This is a genomic window from Curtobacterium sp. 1310 (assembly GCF_017834105.1).
GTDB lineage: Bacteria > Actinomycetota > Actinomycetes > Actinomycetales > Microbacteriaceae > Curtobacterium.
The window spans coordinates 20233-38958 of the sequence record NZ_JAFICY010000005.1; the positions used below are offsets into that span (position 1 = coordinate 20233).

The window sequence follows — 18726 nt, forward strand, 5'->3', positions numbered from 1 at the left end:
GGGAGCACCGACATGGACTACATCCTGAACCTGCTGTCCTCGCTGACGCAGGAGGCCCTCGCCCCCACCACGGCGGCGTTCGCCCTGGCCGCGATCGGCCTCAACGTGCACTTCGGTCTGACCGGACTGATCAACATGGGCCAGGCGGCGTTCCTGCTGCTCGGCGCCTACGGCTTCGCGATCTCGATCACGAACGGCCTGCCCTTCGTCATGGCGGTGCTCGTCGCCCTGGCGGTCGCGATCGTGTTCGCGGTCATCCTCGGCATCCCGACCCTGCGGTTGCGCGGCGACTACCTGGCGATCGTGACGATCTCCGGCGCCGAGATCATCCGCATGGTCGGACGCTCCAGCCTGCTGACGAACACCACCGGCGGCTCGAACGGCATCGCCGGGTCGAGCTACCGCGACCCGTTCAACGCCCTCAGCCCGCTGCCCGACGGCACCACGAGCATCCTGTGGTTCACGTACTCGAACAACGGCGTCAACGGTTGGTGGATCCGCATCGCGGCCTGGGGCCTCGTGGCGCTCTTCACCCTCGTGCTCTTCCTGCTCATGCGCAGCCCGTGGGGTCGCGTCGTGAAGGCCATCCGCGAGGACGAGGACGCCGTGCGGTCCCTCGGCAAGAACGTCTACTCGTACAAGATGCAGGCGCTCGTGTTCGGCGGCGCGCTCGGTGCGCTCGCCGGGGTGATCTACGTGCTGCCGAGTTCCGTGCAGCCGGACGCGATGGGCCGTTCCATGACGTTCTTCATCTGGACCGCGCTGATCCTCGGCGGTGCCGCGACCGTGTTCGGTCCGGTGCTCGGGGCGATCCTGTTCTTCGTCGTGCGGCTCTTCGTCCGCACCCTCGCCGGGGACTTCATCCCCGACTCGATCATGAACGCGCAGCAGGCGGAGCAGTTCTCCTACGTGCTCGTCGGCGTCGCGCTCATGCTCCTCATCGTGTTCCGGCCACAGGGACTCCTGGGCAACAAGAAGGAGCTGTCGTTCAGTGTCTGAGACCTACACCCACACGAAGTCCGACCCGATCCTGACGGTCGACGGCGTCACCCGGCACTTCGGCGGCATGACCGCGGTCGACGTCGACCACCTCGAGGTGCAGCGCGGCACCATCACCGCCCTGATCGGCCCGAACGGCGCCGGCAAGACGACGTTCTTCAACCTGCTGACCGGCTTCGACAAGCCGAGCCCCGGCGCGACGACCCGCTTCAACGGCGACACGCTGCAGAAGACGAGCGCGACGCACATCGCCAACAAGGGCATGGTCCGCACGTTCCAGCTCACGAAGGCGCTGAGCCGCCTCACCGTGATGCAGAACATGCTGCTCGGCGCCCGCGACCAGCCGGGCGAGAACTTCTTCGTCGGCCTCGTCCCGGCGCTGTGGCGGAAGCGCGAGCGCGAGATCACCGCCAAGGCCGAGGACCTGCTCGCCCGCTTCAAGCTCCTCGAGAAGCAGGACGACTACGCAGGTTCCCTGTCGGGCGGGCAGCGGAAGCTCCTCGAGATGGCCCGCGCACTGATGTCCGACCCGACGATGATCATGCTCGACGAGCCGATGGCGGGCGTGAACCCCGCGCTCACCCAGTCGCTGCTCGGACACATCCAGTCGCTGCGCGACGACGGCATGACCGTGCTCTTCGTGGAGCACGACATGCACATGGTCCGGCACATCTCCGACTGGGTGGTCGTGATGGCCGAGGGCAAGGTCGTCGCCGAGGGCCCGGCCGACACGGTGATGGACGACCGCGCCGTCATCGACGCGTACCTCGGTGCGCACCACGACACCGACCTGGGCGACGACTCGCTCCTCACCGAGGAGACCTACGAGGAGCTGGCCGACGAGGTGGCCGAAGAGGAAGCAGCGGACGACCACCCGAAGGCGGACGACCGCAAGCAGGACGAGCAGGAGGCGACCCGATGACCGACGCAACGAACGCAGCTGACGCGGGCCGCGCCTCCAGTCCGACGACGGGTGCGACGAGCGCGACGAGCGCAACCGCGACGATCGACCGCGGCGAGCCCGTCCTGACCGCGAAGAACCTCGTCGCGGGGTACCTGCCGGGCGTGAACATCCTCAACGGCTGCGACCTCGACTGCTACCCGGGCGAGCTCATCGGCATCATCGGTCCGAACGGTGCCGGCAAGTCGACGCTCCTCAAGGCACTGTTCGGCCTGGTGTCGATCCGCGAGGGCTCGGTCTCCCTGCAGGGCGAGGACATCACGAACCTCAAGGCGAACAAGCTCGTCCAGGCCGGCGTCGGCTTCGTCCCGCAGACGAACAACGTGTTCCCCTCGCTCTCGATCGAGGAGAACCTGCAGATGGGCCTGTACCTGCGCCCGAAGAAGTTCGCCGAGCGGCTCGAGGTCATCTACGACCTGTTCCCGGTCCTCGGCCAGCGGCGGACCCAGCGGGCGGGCTCGCTGTCGGGTGGTGAGCGGCAGTCGGTCGCGATGGCCCGCGCGCTGATGATGGACCCGAAGGTGCTGCTGCTCGACGAGCCCTCCGCGGGCCTGTCGCCGGTGCGCCAGGACGAGACGTTCATCCGCACGCGCCGGATCAACAAGGCCGGGGTGTCGATCATCATGGTCGAGCAGAACGCGCGACGCTGTCTGCAGATCTGCGATCGTGGGTACGTGCTCGACCAGGGGAGGAACGCGTACTCGGGCACCGGGCGTGAGCTCGCCGACGACCCGAAGGTCATCGAGCTCTACCTGGGGACGCTCGCCAAGGACGTCGACTCCGCTCGCTGAGCGGGGTCGACCCGCGGGTACTGCTGTGGGGGTGGTACCCGCACCCCGACGGGGCCGCGCAGGCTGCTGATGCGCCGCGCGGCCCCGTCCTCACGTCCCGGGCGTCGTCAGGCCCGGGGCGGCGCCGTGGTCGTCGCGGTCGTGGTGGTCGTGGTGGTCGTGGTGGTCGTCGCGGTCGTCGTGGTCGTCGCGCCGAGACGCCGGCGTGTCAGCGAGACGCCGCGGACCCACCGAGACGCCGCCGGATCGGGGTGCGTCTCGCGTCGACGCCGGCGTCCGGCGTCTCGCGTCGACCGAGGCGTCTCGCGTCCGGCGTCTCGCCGCCGCCACCTGCGTCCGGCTCGGCCGGGAGGCGCGACCCACCCCCGCCCCGCCGGCCCGGCCCGCGCACGCCGGCTCCCCGTCCGTCGGCTAGCGTGACGCACGTGCGGACCCCCGGCCCCCTCGTGCTCGACGCCCTCGTCTGGGTCGTCTTCGCCGTGCTCTTCGTGGGCGCCGCACTGCTGGTCAAGGTCGCCGCCGCCCTGCTCGCGGTCCTCGTCGTGCTCGCGCTCCTGCTCGGCCTGGTCCTCCGGGCCCTGCGGAAGCGACGGACACGACCGCGACGCTGAGCCGCACCCGCACCCGCACCCGCACCAGCAGCAGTGCCCCCACCTGTACGGCGTCGCCCTGCACCGTCCACCCGTCCCACTCCGGGACCCCGCCCGCTAGGCTTGCCCGGTGACTGAAGTCGAGATCGGTGCAGGCAAGCGCGGCCGTCGGGCGTACGCGTTCGACGACATCGCGGTGGTCCCCTCGCGGCGCACCCGCGACCCGCACGACGTGAGCGTGCAGTGGTCGATCGACGCGTTCACCTTCGCGTCGCCGATCCTCTCGGCGCCGATGGACTCGGTGTCCTCGCCCGCGACGGTCATCCAGATGGGCGAGCTCGGCATCCTCGGCGTGCTCGACCTCGAGGGCCTGTGGACCCGGTACGAGGACCCGACGCCGTACTACGAGGAGATCAAGACCCTCACGGACGGCAACGTCACGAAGCGCATGCAGGAGATCTACTCCGAGCCGGTCAAGGCCGAGCTGATCACCGCGCGCCTGGCCGAGATCCGTGCCGCCGGGGTGCCGGTCGCCGGTTCGCTCAGCCCGCAGCGCACGCAGGAGTTCTCGCAGACCGTCGTCGACGCCGGTGTCGACCTGTTCGTCATCCGCGGCACGACGGTCTCGGCGGAGCACGTCTCCCAGAACCAGGAGCCGCTCAACCTCAAGAAGTTCATCTACGAGCTCGACGTGCCGGTCATCGTGGGCGGTGCCTCGACGTACACGTCGGCGCTGCACCTCATGCGCACCGGTGCCGCGGGCGTGCTCGTCGGCTTCGGCGGCGGAGCGGCCTCGACGACCCGCGCCGCCCTCGGCATCCACGCGCCGATGGCGACCGCGGTGGCCGACGTCGCCGGTGCCCGACGCGACTACATGGACGAGTCCGGCGGCCGCTACGTGCACGTCATCGCGGACGGCGGGCTCGACACCGCCGGCGACATCGTCAAGGCGATCGCGGTCGGCGCGGACGCCGTCATGCTCGGCACCGCACTGGCCCGCGCGACCGAGGCCCCTGGTGGTGGCTTCCACTGGGGTGCCGAGGCACACCACGCCGAGCTGCCCCGCGGTCGTCGGGTCGAGGTCGGGCAGATCGCCCCGCTCGAGAACGTGCTGAACGGGCCGACGCCGTCGTGGGACGGCCGCGCGAACCTGGTCGGTGCGCTGCGTCGGTCGATGGCCACGACCGGATACTCCGACGTCAAGGAGTTCCAGCGAGTAGAAGTGGTCGTGGCGCCGTACCACCAGCAGTGACGGTGGCACCCGTGCTCCCGCACGGGTGACGCCTCGGCGCTCCCGTGCGCGGAGGCCGGCTCCGTGCGCGCAACCCGCACGGAGGCGACGATGGCCAAGCCAGCCAGCAGCACCACGCAGACCAGCACGGACGCGACGAGCGCAGGTGCCGAGAGCACCGTCGAGGACGCCCGGCGTGCCACGGCACCGAGCGCGAGCGTCGGCTTCGACCCGGCGGCCAAGCTCGGTCCGGAGGAGCGCGCCGCCGCGATCGAGGCGATGAAGACCCGGGAGCTCGACGTCCTGGTGGTCGGCGGCGGCATCGTCGGCGGTGGCAGCGCGCTCGACGCCGTCACCCGCGGCCTGAGCGTCGGCATCGTCGAGGCCCGCGACTGGGGCTCGGGGACGTCGAGCCGCTCGTCGAAGCTCGTGCACGGCGGCATCCGCTACCTCGAGCAGCTGAACTTCGCGCTCGTCCGCGAGGCCCTGATCGAACGCGGCCTGCTGCTGCAGCGCATCGCCCCGCACCTGGTGAAGCCCGTGCGGTTCCTCTACCCGCTCAACCACCGCGTGTGGGAGCGCTTCTACATCGGCATCGGCATGGCGATGTACGACGTGTTCAGCTGGTCCGGCGGTCGTCCGCCCGGGGTCCCGCACCACCGGCACCTCAGTCGCAAGCAGGTCCTCAAGAACATGCCTGGCCTGAAGAAGGACGCCTTCGTCGGCGGCATGACCTACTACGACGCCCAGGTCGACGACGCCCGCTACGTCGCGTCGCTCGTGCGCACCGCAGCGTCGTACGGCGCGCACGCGGCGAGCCGGGTCCGCATCGAGGGGTTCATCAAGGTCGGGGAGCGGGTGGTCGGGGCGCACGCGCACGACATCCAGACGGGCGAGAAGTTCGACATCCGGGCGAAGCAGGTCGTGAACGCGACGGGCGTCTGGACCGACGACACCCAGGCGATGGTCGGCACCCGCGGGCAGTTCAAGGTGCGGGCGTCGAAGGGCGTGCACCTCGTGATCCCGCGCGACCGCTTCCAGTCGAACACCGGCATGATCCTCCGCACCGAGAAGAGCGTGCTGTTCGTCATCCCGTGGGGCCGGCACTGGCTCGTCGGCACGACGGACACCGACTGGAACCTCGACAAGGCCCACCCGGCGGCGACCGCGGCGGACATCGACTACATCCTCGAGCACGTGAACAAGGTCCTCGCGGTGCCGCTCACCCGCGAGGACGTCGAGGGCGTCTACGCCGGCCTCCGACCGCTGCTCGCGGGCGAGTCGGACCAGACGTCGCAGCTCAGCCGTGAGCACGTCGTCGCGCACACCGCTCCGGGCCTGGTCGTGGTCGCGGGCGGCAAGTGGACGACCTACCGCGTGATGGGCAAGGACGCCATCGACGAGGCGGTCGCGGCGATGGACGGCAAGATCCCGGCGTCGACGACCGAGGACATCCCGCTGGTCGGTGCCGAGGGCTACCCGGCGGCCTGGAACCGTCGCGGGCGCACCGCGCGGCAGTTCGGCGTGCACAAGGTCCGGATCGAGCACCTGCTCAACCGGTACGGAACCCAGGCCACCGAGGTGCTGCAGCTCGTCGAGCAGGACCCGTCGCTCGCCGAGCCGCTGCCGCAGGCGGACGACTACATCGGTGCCGAGGTCGTCTACGCGGCCTCGCACGAGGGCGCCCTGCACCTGGAGGACGTCCTCGCTCGCCGCACCCGCATCTCGATCGAGGCGTGGGACCGCGGAGAAGAGGCGGCCCCGGTCGCCGCGAAGCTCATGGCCGGCGTGCTCGGGTGGGACCAGGAGACGACCGAGCACGAGGTGTCGAACTACCTGAAGCGCGTCGCCGCCGAGCGGGAGTCGCAGCTGCAGCCCGACGACGAGTCGGCCGACCGGGTGCGCCTCGAGGCGCCGGACATCGCGTTCGGCTTCGACGAGGACGACGTGGTGGTCGGCGGTGGCCGGTCGAGCGGTGCCGACGGCGCGAAGGCGACGGACGAGCAGGTCGAGGGCGAGAAGACGAGCGAACCGCGGTAGGTCACCGGACGGGAGGCGCGTGGCGGCCCCGCCATGCGCCTCCCGTCCGTCGCCTCGCCGCGTCCCTCCCGCGAAACGCAACCTCGGCGGTTCCGCGCAGCGCTACTCCGCTGCGAGCTGTCGCCGACGTTGCGTGTTGCGGGTGCGGGTCCGGACGGCGGTGCCGACGAGCACGGCCGGGATCGCGATGACCGCCGCCGTGCTCGTCAGGTACAGCACGCCGGACCAGATCGTGTGCGCGGCGCCGTCGGTCGGCCACGAGTCAGCGACGTCCATGCCGAGCCAGAAGCCCGACTGGAACGTCGCGAGGGCGCCCGCAGCGAGGACGCCGAGGTGCAGCACCGCGATCGTCGTCGCCGGCAGCCGCGACGCGAGTCCGACGACCGCGGCGGTGAGCGCCAGCCCCACACCGATCCCTGCGACCACGAGCACGCCGACGACGTCCTGCGCCACGTCGTTGCCCACGTCCACCCGCGCGTAGATCTGCGCGAGCGAGCGCCCCGGCACCGCGCCGAGCGGATCCAGCACGAGTGCGTTCACAGCCAGCAGCGCCGCGTAGGCCGCGACGACCACCACCCCGACGACGGCGACGACGATGCGGGCACGGCCCCCGGTGTTCCCCATGCGGCGAGGCTAGCGACGGGCCGGACCGGCACGCGTCCACCGACCGGATGACCCGTGGAATGGGCCGCCGCACCCGGTGGTTATCATCGGGGTACTCACCAAGGGAGCCATCATGGTCGACGTCCATCGCGTCAAACTCCCCGGAGTCGGCGTGCTGCACAGCTTCTACACCGACGACGGTGGCAAGTGCGGTGTCATCACGCACCGGTCGGGGCACTCCGACCTCATCTCGTTCGCCGACGTCTCCGACGGCGCGGACAAGTCGGAGAAGGTCTCGCTCCGCCTGAGCGAGGACGAGGCGCACACCCTCGCCGAACTGCTCGGCGGTACCCGGATCACCGAGGGCCTCGACAAGCTCGACGAGATCCCCGGCCTGTCGATCGACTGGTTCAGCGTCGACTACGAGGACGCCATCGCCGGCAAGCCCCTCGGCGACCTGCACGACTCGGGCTTCATCGGCCTGACCGTCGTCGCCGTGGTCCGCGGCGACAGCGCCAACCCCGCTCCCTCGCCGGACTTCGTCGTGTTCCCCGGTGACACCATCGTCGTCGCCGGCGCTCCCGAGAAGGTCGCCAAGGCGTTCTCCTTCTACCGCAGCGGACAGCTGGCGGCGGCTGCCGCCGAGGCGCCGCCCGGGAGCTGACCCGTGCACCTCGGCGGCGAACTGCTCACCATCGGTGTGCTCTTCGTCATCGCCTACGTGCTCGGGCGCCTGGGCAAGACGATCGGTCTGCCCGCCATCCCGATCTACATGGTGGTCGGGCTCATCGCGAGCCCGCACACCCCGTGGATCGGCCTCAACGTCGAGTCGCACACGATCGAGCTCATCGCGACCTTCGGGCTCATCCTCCTGCTCTTCAACCTCGGGCTGGAGTTCGACCAGGAGGAGTTCTACGGCAACGCCGGGAAGCTCCTGGTCTCCGGCGGCACGTACGTCGCCATCAACATGGGCGTCGGGTTCGCCTTCGGGTTCTCGCTCGGCTGGGGCACGCGAGAGGCCCTGATCATCGCGGGCATGACGGCCACGTCGTCGAGTGCGATCGTCACGAAGCTGCTCATCGAGCTGCGGCGCCTGGCGAACGACGAGACCCCGATGATCCTGGGCGTCACCGTCATCGAGGACGTCTTCATCGCCATCTACCTGGCGATCGTCTCCGTGGTGCTCTCCGGCGACACGAACCTCTGGGCCGTGGTCGGCAAGCTCGCGCTCGCGTTCGGCTTCCTCATCGTCATGTTCACGCTCGCCCGGTTCGCCGGCAAGTGGGTGTCGAAGATCTTCGCCACCCGCGACGACGAGCTGTTCACGGTGCTGTTCTTCGGGCTGGCGGTGATGTTCGGCGGCATCGGTGACCTGCTCGGCGTGACCGACGCCATCGGTGCGTTCGTGATCGGCCTGCTCTGCGGTGCGACCCGGTACCGGGACCGCATCGAGCAGCTGGCGCTCCCGATGCGCGACGTGTTCGCGGCGTTCTTCTTCGTGAACTTCGGCCTCGGACTCGACCTGTCGACCTTCGGCGAGGTGCTCTGGCCCGTCCTCGGCGCGATCGGCATGACCATCGTGCTGAACGCCGTCGCCGGGCAGCTCGTCGCCCGCATGAACGGCTTCAACGTCCAGCAGGGGATCAACACCGCGGTGATCCTGGTCAACCGCGGCGAGTTCGCGCTGATCCTCGCGACGCTGTCGGCTGCCGCCGGCCTGGAGGCGCGCATCACCGCCTTCGCGGGCCTCTACGTCCTCGTGATGGCCGTCCTGGGTCCGCTGCTCGCCGTCAACTCGGACCGGATCGGCCGCCTCGTGGTGCGTCCCGCCCGGGTGGCGCGGCTGCGCCAGCGCCTGCGCGACCGGCTCGGCCGCGGCACGGGCCGATCGGGAACGGACGGCGCTGCCGGCGCTGCCGGTGTCGGGATCCCGGCCGGACCGGCCCTCGACGAGGCGATCGACACCGCCGCCGAGGCCGGCGTCGCCGACCAGGACGCGGCGGCAGCCGCGCGTCGTGCCGAGCGGGACCGCCAGTTCGCCGAGGAGTTCGCCCTCGTGGAGGCTGCGGGCAGGGAAGAGCGCGAGAATGGGTCACCGGAGCCGACGACGAGCGAACCCGTGACGTCGCCGGTGGACATCCCTGCCGAGCGCCCGAAGCGCCCGGTCCGCCAGCGCGATCCGGAGTACTGATACAGATGTGGGCCGTAGCCCGACGACCGAGGTGGATCGCACTGCTCCTGCTGGCGCTCGTGCTCGCCGGGACCTTCGCGGGCCTCGGCAAGTGGCAGCTCGAGCGGAGCATCGCGAACGGCAAGCCCCTGCCGGCGACGACCGAGACCCGCAAGGCCCTCGAGGACGTCACCGAGCCCGGCCGTGCGGCGTCGGAGTCCATCGCCGGGCAGCGCATCTCCGTCACGGGCACGTTCGTCGCGGGTGACACGACGATCCTGACCGGGCGGTCCGGCGGCGGCACCTACCAGGCGATCGGACACCTCGTCGACACGGAGACCGGTGCGAGCCTGCCGGTCGTGATCGGCTGGTCCGACCAGCGGCGACAGGCCGAGGCGGGGGGCGAGCGCCTCACCGACGGCCAGGAGCTCACGGTGCAGGGGCGCTACTACCCGGCAGAGTCCCCGGACCAGGACGCCTACAGCAAGGGTGAGTACTCGGCCGTGGCCCCGGCCCGGTTCGTGAACACCTGGAAGGCCTTCGACGACCGGATGTACATCGGGTACGTCGTCGCCGACGGCACCACCGCGAAGGCCGCCGACCTCGGCACCATCGCCGACCGTGCTCCGACGCGCGAGGTCCGCTTCGACTGGCTCAACCTCTTCTACGCGATCGAGTGGGTCGTGTTCGCCGGGTTCGCCGTGTTCCTCTGGTACCGGTTCGTGAAGGACGCCTGGGAGCGCGAGCAGGAGGACGCCCGCGAGGCCGCGGCCGCGGACACCGACGCCGCCGGGAGCCCGGGGGAGCCCGCCGAGCCCGCCCGGTCGCACCGGTAGGATCGACCCATGGCCCTGACCGTCCGCACGCGTGACATCCCGAAGATCCCGGGCGCGGTGAAGTGGTACCGCGTCTCCGCGTACATCACCGGCGTGCTGCTGCTCGCGCTCGTGATCGAGGTCGTCATCAAGTACACGCCGCTGCAGCTCGAGATGCAGCTCGGCAACGGCCCGTTCTTCGTGCCGAACGGCACCGCGGGCGAAGCACCCGGCACGTTCAACCTGTCGATCGCGATCCTCATCGCGCACGGCTGGCTCTACGTGCTGTACCTGTTCACGGACTTCCGCCTGTGGAGCATCATGCGCTGGAGGCCGTCGCGCTTCCTGCTCATCGCCCTCGGCGGCATCATCCCGTTCATGTCCTTCGTGGTGGAGCACCGCATGCAGCAGAAGGCCATGGACACCTACCACGAGCTGACCGCTGCCCAGCAGCGTGAGAAGGAGGCCGCTCGGTGAGCGAGACCGAACAGCACCCCGTCCTGGTCGTCGACTTCGGCGCGCAGTACGCCCAGCTGATCGCACGGCGCGTGCGTGAGGCGAACGTCTACAGCGAGATCGTCCCGCACTCGATCACGGCGGACGAGGTCCGCGAGAAGGACCCGGCGGCCATCGTGCTCTCCGGTGGTCCGTCGTCCGTGTACGAGGACGGTGCGCCGTCCCTCGACGGCGAGATCCTCGACCTCGGCGTCCCCGTGCTCGGCATCTGCTACGGCTTCCAGGCCATGGCGAAGTCGCTCGGCGGCGAGGTCGCGCACACCGGCCTCCGCGAGTACGGCGCCACCGACGTGACCGTGTCGGGCACCGACAGCGTGCTGCTCGGTGACCAGCCCGAGTCCCAGGTCACGTGGATGTCGCACGGCGACTCCGTGGCGAAGGCCCCGGAGGGCTTCGCGGTCCTCGCGTCGAGCGCCTCGACCCCGGTCGCCGCGTTCGCCTCCGACGATCGCAAGCTCTACGGCGTGCAGTGGCACCCCGAGGTGAAGCACTCCGCGTACGGCCAGGCCGTGCTCGAGAACTTCCTGCACCGCGCCGCGGGGCTGCCGGGTGACTGGAACTCGGCGAACGTCATCGAGGAGCAGGTCGAGCGGATCCGCTCGCAGGTGGGCTCGGCACGCGTCATCGCCGGGCTCTCGGGCGGTGTCGACTCCGCCGTCGCCGCAGCCCTGGTGCACAGGGCCGTCGGTGACCAGCTCACCTGCGTCTTCGTGGACCACGGGCTCCTGCGCGCCGACGAGCGCAAGCAGGTGGAGGAGGACTACGTCGCCTCGACCGGTGTCCGCCTGGTCACGGTCGACGCGGAGCAGCAGTTCCTCGACGCCCTCGCCGGCGTCAGCGACCCCGAGCAGAAGCGCAAGATCATCGGGCGCGAGTTCATCCGCACGTTCGAGGCGGCGGCCGAGGCCCTCGTGCTCGAGGCGCGCGGCGACGACGATGCCGGAGAGGTCAAGTTCCTCGTCCAGGGCACGCTCTACCCCGACGTGGTCGAGTCCGGCGGCGGCTCCGGTACCGCGAACATCAAGTCGCACCACAACGTCGGCGGCCTGCCCGAGGACATGACGTTCGAGCTCGTCGAGCCGCTGCGCACCCTGTTCAAGGACGAGGTGCGAGCCGTCGGCCGCGAGCTCGGGCTGCCCGAGGTCATCGTCGGCCGCCAGCCGTTCCCCGGCCCCGGGCTCGGCATCCGCATCGTCGGCGAGGTCACGAAGGACCGCCTCGAGCTGCTCCGGGCCGCGGACAAGATCGCGCGCGAGGAGCTCACCGCGGCCGGCCTCGACGAGGAGATCTGGCAGTGCCCGGTCGTCCTGCTCGCCGACGTCCGTTCCGTGGGCGTCCAGGGTGACGGTCGTACCTACGGCCACCCGATCGTGCTCCGTCCGGTCTCGTCGGAGGACGCCATGACCGCCGACTGGACGCGCCTGCCGTACGACACCCTGGCGAAGATCTCGAACCGCATCACGAACGAGGTCCCCGACGTGAACCGCGTCGTGCTCGACGTCACGTCGAAGCCGCCGGGGACGATCGAGTGGGAGTGACCACTCCCTGACGCCCCGAGGGCCCGGTACGCACTGCGTGCCGGGCCCTCGCCGCGTGTCCGTGCCGCTTTCAGCCCGTCCGGGTCGCCCCGGTTGGTCCGCACCGGTCGCACGACGTGCCGCCAGCGGACGTTCCGGTCGCACGACATGCCGCTCGTGCGAGAGGTGAGCGGCAGGTCATGCGACGAGAACATGTCGGGGCGGGCGCCTCCCTCCCGGCACACGACGAAGGGCCCCGGCGTGTGCCGGGGCCCTTCGTGTCGATCAGGTGCGAGCTACTCGCGGTTGCTCGCCAGGATCGCGAGGATGCGCAGGATCTCGATGTACAGCCACACCAGGGTGACGATGAGGCCGAACGCCGCGGTCCAGGCGTAGATGCGGGGAGCGCCGCGCTGGACGCCGGTCTTGATCTGGTCGAAGTCGAGCACCAGCGAGTACGCCGCCATGAGCACCACGAAGATGCCGATGATGACGCCCAGCGGGATGCCGAAGATCTCGAAGCTCCGGAGACCGAACGCGGAGTTCGTCACGCCGGTCCACATGAGCACGAGGTTCACGAGCGAGAAGACCAGGTAGCCGACCATCGCGACGAGGAAGAACCGGGTCGCCTTCGGCGTCGCACGCACCTTGCCGGACGTGAAGAGCAGCAGCGTCACCGCGAAGACACCGAGGGTGCCGAACACAGCCTGCGTGACGATGCCGTCGAACTGGCTGTTGAACATCGCCGAGATGCCGCCGACGAACAGGCCCTCGAAGAACGCGTACGCCAGGACGAGCCCCGGCGACGGCTTCTTCTTGAACGTGTTGACGAGCGCGAGCACGAACCCGACGATCGCGCCGACGATCCAGACGATCGGCGGCAGGTTCCAGCCGGCGACGGCGCCGACGAGGAGCACGCCGAACGCGAGCAGCGTCTTGACGATGGTGTCCTCGTACGACATGCGGTCGGTGTCGACCGGGCTCGCCGTCGGGCGGTCGTACATGTACTGCAGCTGCTCGGGCGTCATGCCGCCCTGCTGCGGGTACTGTCCCTGCTGTGGGGTGCGTCCCCAGCCCGCCTGCTGCTGACCAGCGCCTGCGCCCCAGGCGCCACGGCCCTGGTCGTTGAAGGCGGGGGACTGGTCGAAACCGGGCTTGAAGGCCATGGTGTCCTCTTCCTCGGAGATTTACGTCCTCTCAGCCTAGGGGCGCCCCGTCGCGGAAGGCTGAGGATTCGCGGCGAGCGGAAGCGGGACCCGGTGGTCCCGACACCGGGAGCCTACGGTCGCGGTCTGCGTGGCTGCCCCGAGCTCGTCGTGAGCCGGCCGACCGCCGGACGGGCGCCTGCGGGGCGGTGTCGGGCCGCGCCTCCCGGCCGGTCGGTGCCCGCACGCCGTCGGTCGGCGACCGCCGGAGCCGACCGGACCTGCGGGTACAGCCACGAGACCAGCGCGACCGAGACGACCATGAGCAGCAGCCAGGCGACGACCTTCGTCGGCGCGACCGGCTGCCAGGCCCCCGCCTGCGCCGGGTAGGACCAGGCGCCGGCCCAGGTCGCGACGTTCTCCGCCAGCCAGATGAACAGCGCGACGAGGGCCATCGCGAGCAGGACCGGCATCCGCAGCGTCGCGCGGTGCACGCGGACGTGCATCGTGGTGCGTGCGAACAGGGCCACGACCAGGGCGAGCAGCACGTACCGCGCGTCCCACACGAAGTGGTGCCCGAAGAAGTTCGCGTAGATGCCCGCCGCGACGAGCACGAGCGACCACTGCCGCGGGTACCGGTCGAAGCGCAGGTCGAACAGCCGCACGACCCGGACCATGTACGACCCGACCGCGCCGTACATGAACCCGGAGAAGAGCGGCACGCCCGCCACCACGAGCCAGCCGTCGCCCGCGTACTCCCACGACCCGACGTGGGTCTTGAAGACCTCCATAACCGTGCCGACCACGTGGAAGACCAGCACCACCCGGAGCTCCCGGACCGTCTCGAGGCCGAACACGAGCATCGCGACCTGGATCGTCGCCGCGGACATCGTGAGGACGTCGTTCCGGGCCCCGGGAGGCACGGTCAGGTGCACCACGACCATCGTCGCGAGGAGCAGCGCCCCGAACGTGCACGCCCACGCCTGCTTCGCGCCGAACACCAGGAACTCGGTGAGGGCGAGACGGCCCGGGCGGTGCGGCTGGTGCCCGGCGTCGAGCAGGCGGCGGGCCGCGCGGTCGATGCGGGCCTCGACGGCGGTGGAGAGGTGTCGGACGGTCACGGAGCGACCCTCCGCGGGCGGCCTGGGAACGAGGGGCGACGGCTGAACGGATGTGTCCACAGGCACACCGTGAGGACACCTGCGGGCAGGGTCGAGCGGCTACGGTTCGGCGCATGACCCGTGTGATCGCCCACCGTGGTGCCTCCGGCCACCGACCGGAGCACTCCCGGAGTGCCTACGAACTGGCCGTCGGCCTCGGTGCCGACGCGATCGAGCCGGACCTCGTGCCGACGAAGGACGGCGTGCTCGTGCTGCGGCACGAGAACGAGGTGTCCGGCACGACGGACGTCGCCGACAACCCCGAGTTCGCACACCTGCGGACGACGAAGACCGTCGACGGCCAGAGCGTGACGGGCTGGTTCACCGAGGACTTCACGTGGGACGAGCTGCGGACGCTCCGGGTCCGGGAGCGCCTTCCCCGGCTGCGTCCGGCCTCGGCCGCGCGCGACGGCGAGGACGGCGTCCTGCGACTCGAGGACCTGCTCGCGATCCTCGACGCGGCGCCCCGACCGGTCGGGCTCGTCGCCGAGGTCAAGCACGCGCACTTCTTCGAGCAGGCCGGCTTCCCGATGGCGCAGCTGCTCGACGACACGCTCGGGGACGCCGGGTGGCGCGGCGACGACCGGCTGACGATCGAGTCGTTCGAGAAGACGGTGCTCCGTCAGCTCGGCGCACGGGGGACGGGTGGTCGGCTCGTGTACCTCCAGGAGGCCCGTGGCAGTGCCGCGGACGAGGTCGCCGCCCACGGATCGGCGGCTCCCTCGTGGGCGTCGGAGCGCACGGACGCCGCGCTGGCCGGGTTCGCCGCGGAGTTCCACGGCGTCAGCGTCGACCTGAAGACCCTGATGGCGGGGGTCGACAGCGTCGCCGTCGACGACCCGCGCCCGGTCCGGAGCGTCATCGTCGAGCGCGCGCACGCTGCGGGGCTCGCCGTCTACACGTGGACGCTCCGGCCGGAGAACCGGTTCCTGCCGGCGCCACTGCGGCGCGGGGGCGACGTGGCAGCGCACGGCGAATGGGAGCGGTGGTTCACCTCGGTCGTGCGGACCGGGGTGGACGGGGTGTTCGCGGACCACCCGGACCTGGCGGTGCGGGCGCGGTCACTCGTCGACAGCGCCACCGACTGATCCGTCAGCTCCCCGCGTCCGCACGCCGCGGAGTCGTCGTCGCCGCACCGCCGCGGTCGCGCGGGCGGTCCGCCAGGTGGCGATCGCAGCAGCGGCCGCAGCCGAGACCGAGATGAGCAGGCGGAAGGCCGGGAGGGGTGCCCACGCGTGGGACCAGTACGTCTCGAGCACCCAGACACAGAGCGCCGCCAGGCCGCCGGCGAGCAGTGCGTGCGCGACGACGTGCACGCCGCGGCGGGCGGAGATCCGGGCGAGCGCCCACCCGAGTGCGTACGTGCAGGGGAGCGCCACGGCCCCGCCCCCGATCGTCACGAGCCCCGCGACGACGGCGAGGAGGACGATCGTGAGGGCGAGAGCGGGCGGGCCCTCGGGGCTCCCGATGCCGCCGTCGGCGAGGAAGGACCAGCCGGCCCCGACCGTGATCGTCACCGGCGTCGTGACGAACGACATCCAGACCCAGCTCCGCTCGACGAGCTCGACGGCGTCACCTGCGGTCCACGTCCTCATGCCCGACAGCCTGTCCGCCGTCGGACCCGATCCCGGTCCTGGTGCGTCGCAGTGTGTCCCGCGGCCCACGGACCGCAGCCGCTGCGCCTGTCGGAGGGCGCGCCTAGACTGACCCGGTCATGACGATCGTGCTCGACCCCTTCGACCAGTCCCCCGAGCCGGGCGCGGGCAACCGCCCCGGCGGGTACGACGACCCCTTCACGGCGGGTCTCAACCCCCAGCAGAAGGAAGCCGTCGAGTACCGCGGCGAGTCCCTGCTCATCGTGGCCGGTGCCGGATCGGGCAAGACGAGCGTGCTCACCCGCCGCATCGCCCTGCTGCTGGCGAACCGCGAGGCCTGGCCGTCGCAGATCCTCGCCATCACGTTCACGAACAAGGCCGCCGCCGAGATGCGCGAGCGCGTGCAGGCCCTGGTCGGGCAGGCCGCCGAGGGCATGTGGATCTCGACGTTCCACTCGGCGTGCGTACGGATCCTCCGGCGCGAGGCCGAGCGCTTCGGATTCCCGCAGTCGTTCACGATCTACGACTCCGCGGACTCCCGTGCGCTCCTCAAGCGGATCATCAAGGAGCTCGAGGCGGACTCCCTCGGGCTGACCGTCGGCGCCGCGGCGTCGAAGATCTCGAAGCTCAAGAACGAGCTGCAGGACGTCGACACCTACGCCCGGAACATCAACGTGAACGACCCGCAGGAGGTCATGTTCACGGAGGTGTTCCGGCGCTACACGAACGAGCTCCGTCGGGCGAACGCCTTCGACTTCGACGACCTGATCGGGCAGACCGTCTTCCTGTTCCGCGCGTTCCCCGAGGTCGCCGCGCTCTACCAGCGCCGCTTCCGGTTCGTCCTGGTCGACGAGTACCAGGACACCAACCACGCGCAGTACGCCCTGATCCGCGAGCTCACCCGCCCGGTGCCCGTCGAGCAGGTCGACAAGCTCGAGGACACCGGACAGCACGTCGCCCGGATGCGCGAGGCCGACGGGTCGATCGCCCCGGCATCGCTCACCGTCGTCGGTGACTCGGACCAGTCGATCTACGCCTTCCGCGGCGCGGACATCCGGAACATCGTCGAGTTCGAGCGGGACTTCCCGAACTCGAAGGTGATCCTGCTCGAGCAGAACTACCGGTCGACGCAGACGATCCTCGACGCTGCGAACGCCGTCATCGCGAACAACTTCGACCGCCAGGCGAAGAACTTGTTCACCGACGTCGGGGCCGGCGACAAGATCGTCGGCTTCACCGGGTACACCGGCCACGACGAGGCGCAGTTCGTCGCCGACGAGATCCAGCGCCTGCACGACGAGGGCACGTCGTACCGGGACATGGCCGTGTTCTACCGGACCAACTCGCAGACGCGTGCGCTCGAGGAGATCTTCATCCGCTCGGCGATCCCGTACCGGGTGCTCGGCGGCACGAAGTTCTACGAGCGTGCCGAGATCAAGGACGCCATGGCGTACCTGGTCACCGTCGCCAACCCGGCTGATCCGCTGTCGCTCCGGCGCATCCTCAACGTGCCCAAGCGCGGCATCGGTGCCGTGACGGAGACGGCGCTGCAGCGCTACGCCGACGAGCACGAGACCTCGATGCGTGACGCCCTGCGGCACGCCGACGAGCTCGGGTTCGGTCCGAAGGTGCGGACCGCGATCACGTCGTTCGCAGCGCTGCTCGACGACGTCGCTTCGCGTGCCGCGACCCAGCCGGTGGTCGACACGCTCACGCAGCTGCTCGACGGCTCCGGGTTGCTCGAGAACCTGCGGAAGTCGCCCGACGCGCAGGACGCGGCGCGCGCGGACAACATCGACGAGCTCGTGGCGGTGACGCGGGAGTTCCAGAAGAACAACCCCGAGGGCACCCTGTCCGACTTCCTGACCGAGGTGTCCCTGGTCGCAGCGGCCGACGAGCTCGACGACTCGTCCGGCACCGTGTCGCTCATGACGCTGCACACGGCGAAGGGCCTGGAGTACGACGCGGTGTTCCTCACCGGCGTCGAGGAGGACCTGCTGCCGCACCGGATGTCGGCGAACGAGCCGGGCGGCCCCGCCGAGGAACGCCGGCTCTTCTACGTCGGCATCACCCGAGCGAAGAAGGCGCTCTTCCTGTCGCTGGCGATGACCCGCGCGCAGTTCGGCGACGTCAACGTGGCGATGCCGTCCCGCTTCCTGCAGGAGATCCCCGAGGGACTGATCGAGTGGAAGCAGTCGCCCGGCATGGCGAACAGCCGTGGGGGGACCGAACCGCGCGCGCTGAACGCCCGTCGCGGTGGCGGTCCGGGTGGCTTCGGCGGTGCCGGCGGGGGCGGCGGTGGCTACCGCGGCGGTGGCGGCTTCGGCGGCGGTTCCTACGACCGTGCGGCCGCGGCGGCGAAGACCCGTCCGAAGACCGAGTGGGCGAACCGGGTGTCCGGGCAGGTCCGGGACAACGGTGACATGGAACTCGTCGCCGGAGACCGCATCAAGCACGTCGACTTCGGCGAGGGCACGGTGTCCGCGGTGACCGGGCAGGGCGCAAAGCGCATCGCCGAGATCGCCTTCGATGCCGCGGGTCGCAAGAAGTTGCTCATCAAGATCGCGCCGATCGAGAAGCTCTGACGGCAGCG

General features: G+C 70.5%; 17 protein-coding genes. 13 read left to right on the forward strand and 4 right to left on the reverse strand.

All coding sequences use genetic code 11. The features are described 5' to 3' along the window. The first annotated feature begins 12 nt into the window (after window positions 1-12). The 6 genes from JOD95_RS12785 (at window position 13) to JOD95_RS12810 (ending at window position 6612) form a co-directional block, all read left to right on the forward strand. Window positions 13-999 (forward strand): branched-chain amino acid ABC transporter permease, encoded by a 987-nt coding sequence (locus tag JOD95_RS12785; protein ID WP_066656933.1) that lies wholly within the window; start codon window positions 13-15, stop codon window positions 997-999. Further along, window positions 992-1921 carry an ABC transporter ATP-binding protein gene (locus JOD95_RS12790; protein WP_066656931.1) on the forward strand — a complete coding sequence of 310 codons (930 nt, stop codon included), beginning with the start codon at window positions 992-994 and terminating at the stop codon, window positions 1919-1921. The genes JOD95_RS12785 and JOD95_RS12790 overlap by 8 nt, the downstream gene beginning before the upstream one ends. After that, on the forward strand, window positions 1918-2751 hold the full coding sequence (locus JOD95_RS12795) for an ABC transporter ATP-binding protein (protein ID WP_245172344.1): 834 nt from the start codon (window positions 1918-1920) through the stop codon (window positions 2749-2751). The genes JOD95_RS12790 and JOD95_RS12795 overlap by 4 nt, the downstream gene beginning before the upstream one ends. Window positions 2752-3176: 425 nt before the next feature. Continuing rightward, window positions 3177-3362 carry a hypothetical protein gene (locus tag JOD95_RS12800; protein WP_144411388.1) on the forward strand — a complete coding sequence of 62 codons (186 nt, stop codon included), beginning with the start codon at window positions 3177-3179 and terminating at the stop codon, window positions 3360-3362. A 109-nt stretch (window positions 3363-3471) separates the two neighbouring features. After that, complete coding sequence (locus tag JOD95_RS12805) at window positions 3472-4593, forward strand: GuaB3 family IMP dehydrogenase-related protein (protein ID WP_066656924.1); 1122 nt, start codon at window positions 3472-3474, stop codon at window positions 4591-4593. A 258-nt stretch (window positions 4594-4851) separates the two neighbouring features. After that, the gene (locus JOD95_RS12810) at window positions 4852-6612 is read left to right on the forward strand and encodes a glycerol-3-phosphate dehydrogenase/oxidase (protein ID WP_245172357.1); all 1761 of its coding nucleotides are present in this window, start codon (window positions 4852-4854) and stop codon (window positions 6610-6612) included. A gap of 102 nt (window positions 6613-6714) precedes the next feature. Here JOD95_RS12810 and JOD95_RS12815 read toward each other — a convergent pair whose 3' ends face one another. Next, window positions 6715-7236: a hypothetical protein gene (locus tag JOD95_RS12815; protein ID WP_209685309.1), complete on the reverse strand. Its 522-nt coding sequence runs from the start codon at window positions 7234-7236 to the stop codon at window positions 6715-6717. 112 nt (window positions 7237-7348) lie between these two features. Here JOD95_RS12815 and JOD95_RS12820 point away from each other — a divergent pair, with 112 nt between their 5' ends. From JOD95_RS12820 to guaA, 5 genes are read left to right on the forward strand one after another with little or no spacing between them, the layout of a single operon-like run. Then, window positions 7349-7879 (forward strand): cation:proton antiporter regulatory subunit, encoded by a 531-nt coding sequence (locus JOD95_RS12820; RefSeq protein ID WP_058728934.1) that lies wholly within the window; start codon window positions 7349-7351, stop codon window positions 7877-7879. A gap of 3 nt (window positions 7880-7882) precedes the next feature. Next, a complete protein-coding gene (locus tag JOD95_RS12825; RefSeq protein WP_209685311.1) occupies window positions 7883-9406 on the forward strand; it encodes a cation:proton antiporter in 1524 nt (507 codons plus the stop codon). 5 nt (window positions 9407-9411) lie between these two features. Next, window positions 9412-10221, forward strand: coding sequence for an SURF1 family cytochrome oxidase biogenesis protein (locus tag JOD95_RS12830; protein WP_066656915.1), 810 nt, complete (start codon window positions 9412-9414; stop codon window positions 10219-10221). A gap of 9 nt (window positions 10222-10230) precedes the next feature. Continuing rightward, complete coding sequence (locus JOD95_RS12835) at window positions 10231-10677, forward strand: DUF3817 domain-containing protein (protein ID WP_066656914.1); 447 nt, start codon at window positions 10231-10233, stop codon at window positions 10675-10677. Then, window positions 10674-12254 (forward strand): glutamine-hydrolyzing GMP synthase, encoded by a 1581-nt coding sequence (guaA, locus tag JOD95_RS12840; protein WP_209685313.1) that lies wholly within the window; start codon window positions 10674-10676, stop codon window positions 12252-12254. The genes JOD95_RS12835 and guaA overlap by 4 nt, the downstream gene beginning before the upstream one ends. A 275-nt stretch (window positions 12255-12529) precedes the next feature. On the opposite strand, the gene JOD95_RS12845 is transcribed toward guaA, so the two are convergent. Continuing rightward, window positions 12530-13399, reverse strand: coding sequence for a Bax inhibitor-1/YccA family protein (locus JOD95_RS12845; protein WP_209685315.1), 870 nt, complete (start codon window positions 13397-13399; stop codon window positions 12530-12532). A gap of 113 nt (window positions 13400-13512) precedes the next feature. Next, window positions 13513-14499, reverse strand: a complete 987-nt coding sequence (locus tag JOD95_RS12850; protein WP_209685317.1) for a DUF817 domain-containing protein — start codon at window positions 14497-14499, stop codon at window positions 13513-13515. Between the two features lie 113 nt (window positions 14500-14612). Here JOD95_RS12850 and JOD95_RS12855 point away from each other — a divergent pair, with 113 nt between their 5' ends. After that, the gene (locus JOD95_RS12855) at window positions 14613-15626 is read left to right on the forward strand and encodes a glycerophosphodiester phosphodiesterase family protein (protein WP_209685318.1); all 1014 of its coding nucleotides are present in this window, start codon (window positions 14613-14615) and stop codon (window positions 15624-15626) included. Here the strand turns inward: JOD95_RS12855 and JOD95_RS12860 are convergent. Beyond that, window positions 15600-16133 carry a hypothetical protein gene (locus JOD95_RS12860; protein ID WP_209685320.1) on the reverse strand — a complete coding sequence of 178 codons (534 nt, stop codon included), beginning with the start codon at window positions 16131-16133 and terminating at the stop codon, window positions 15600-15602. The two genes, JOD95_RS12855 and JOD95_RS12860, sit on opposite strands and share 27 nt — an antisense overlap. A gap of 119 nt (window positions 16134-16252) precedes the next feature. On the opposite strand from JOD95_RS12860, the gene JOD95_RS12865 reads away from it, so the two are divergent. Next, entirely contained in the window at window positions 16253-18718 is a 2466-nt protein-coding gene (locus JOD95_RS12865; RefSeq protein WP_209685322.1) for an ATP-dependent helicase, read from the forward strand. Window positions 18719-18726 lie beyond the last annotated feature (8 nt).

What these genes read in the sequence shown, in the direction of transcription:
- JOD95_RS12785 (WP_066656933.1), top strand. Translation starts at nt 13, where the DNA reads ATGGACTACATCCTGAACCTGCTGTCCTCGCTGACGCAGGAGGCCCTC.
- JOD95_RS12795 (WP_245172344.1), top strand. Translation starts at nt 1,918, where the DNA reads ATGACCGACGCAACGAACGCAGCTGACGCGGGCCGCGCCTCCAGTCCG.
- JOD95_RS12810 (WP_245172357.1), top strand. Translation starts at nt 4,852, where the DNA reads ATGAAGACCCGGGAGCTCGACGTCCTGGTGGTCGGCGGCGGCATCGTC.
- JOD95_RS12815 (WP_209685309.1), bottom strand. Translation starts at nt 7,236, where the DNA reads ATGGGGAACACCGGGGGCCGTGCCCGCATCGTCGTCGCCGTCGTCGGG.
- JOD95_RS12820 (WP_058728934.1), top strand. Translation starts at nt 7,349, where the DNA reads ATGGTCGACGTCCATCGCGTCAAACTCCCCGGAGTCGGCGTGCTGCAC.
- JOD95_RS12830 (WP_066656915.1), top strand. Translation starts at nt 9,412, where the DNA reads ATGTGGGCCGTAGCCCGACGACCGAGGTGGATCGCACTGCTCCTGCTG.
- JOD95_RS12835 (WP_066656914.1), top strand. Translation starts at nt 10,231, where the DNA reads ATGGCCCTGACCGTCCGCACGCGTGACATCCCGAAGATCCCGGGCGCG.
- JOD95_RS12845 (WP_209685315.1), bottom strand. Translation starts at nt 13,399, where the DNA reads ATGGCCTTCAAGCCCGGTTTCGACCAGTCCCCCGCCTTCAACGACCAG.
- JOD95_RS12855 (WP_209685318.1), top strand. Translation starts at nt 14,613, where the DNA reads ATGACCCGTGTGATCGCCCACCGTGGTGCCTCCGGCCACCGACCGGAG.
- JOD95_RS12860 (WP_209685320.1), bottom strand. Translation starts at nt 16,133, where the DNA reads ATGAGGACGTGGACCGCAGGTGACGCCGTCGAGCTCGTCGAGCGGAGC.
- JOD95_RS12865 (WP_209685322.1), top strand. Translation starts at nt 16,253, where the DNA reads ATGACGATCGTGCTCGACCCCTTCGACCAGTCCCCCGAGCCGGGCGCG.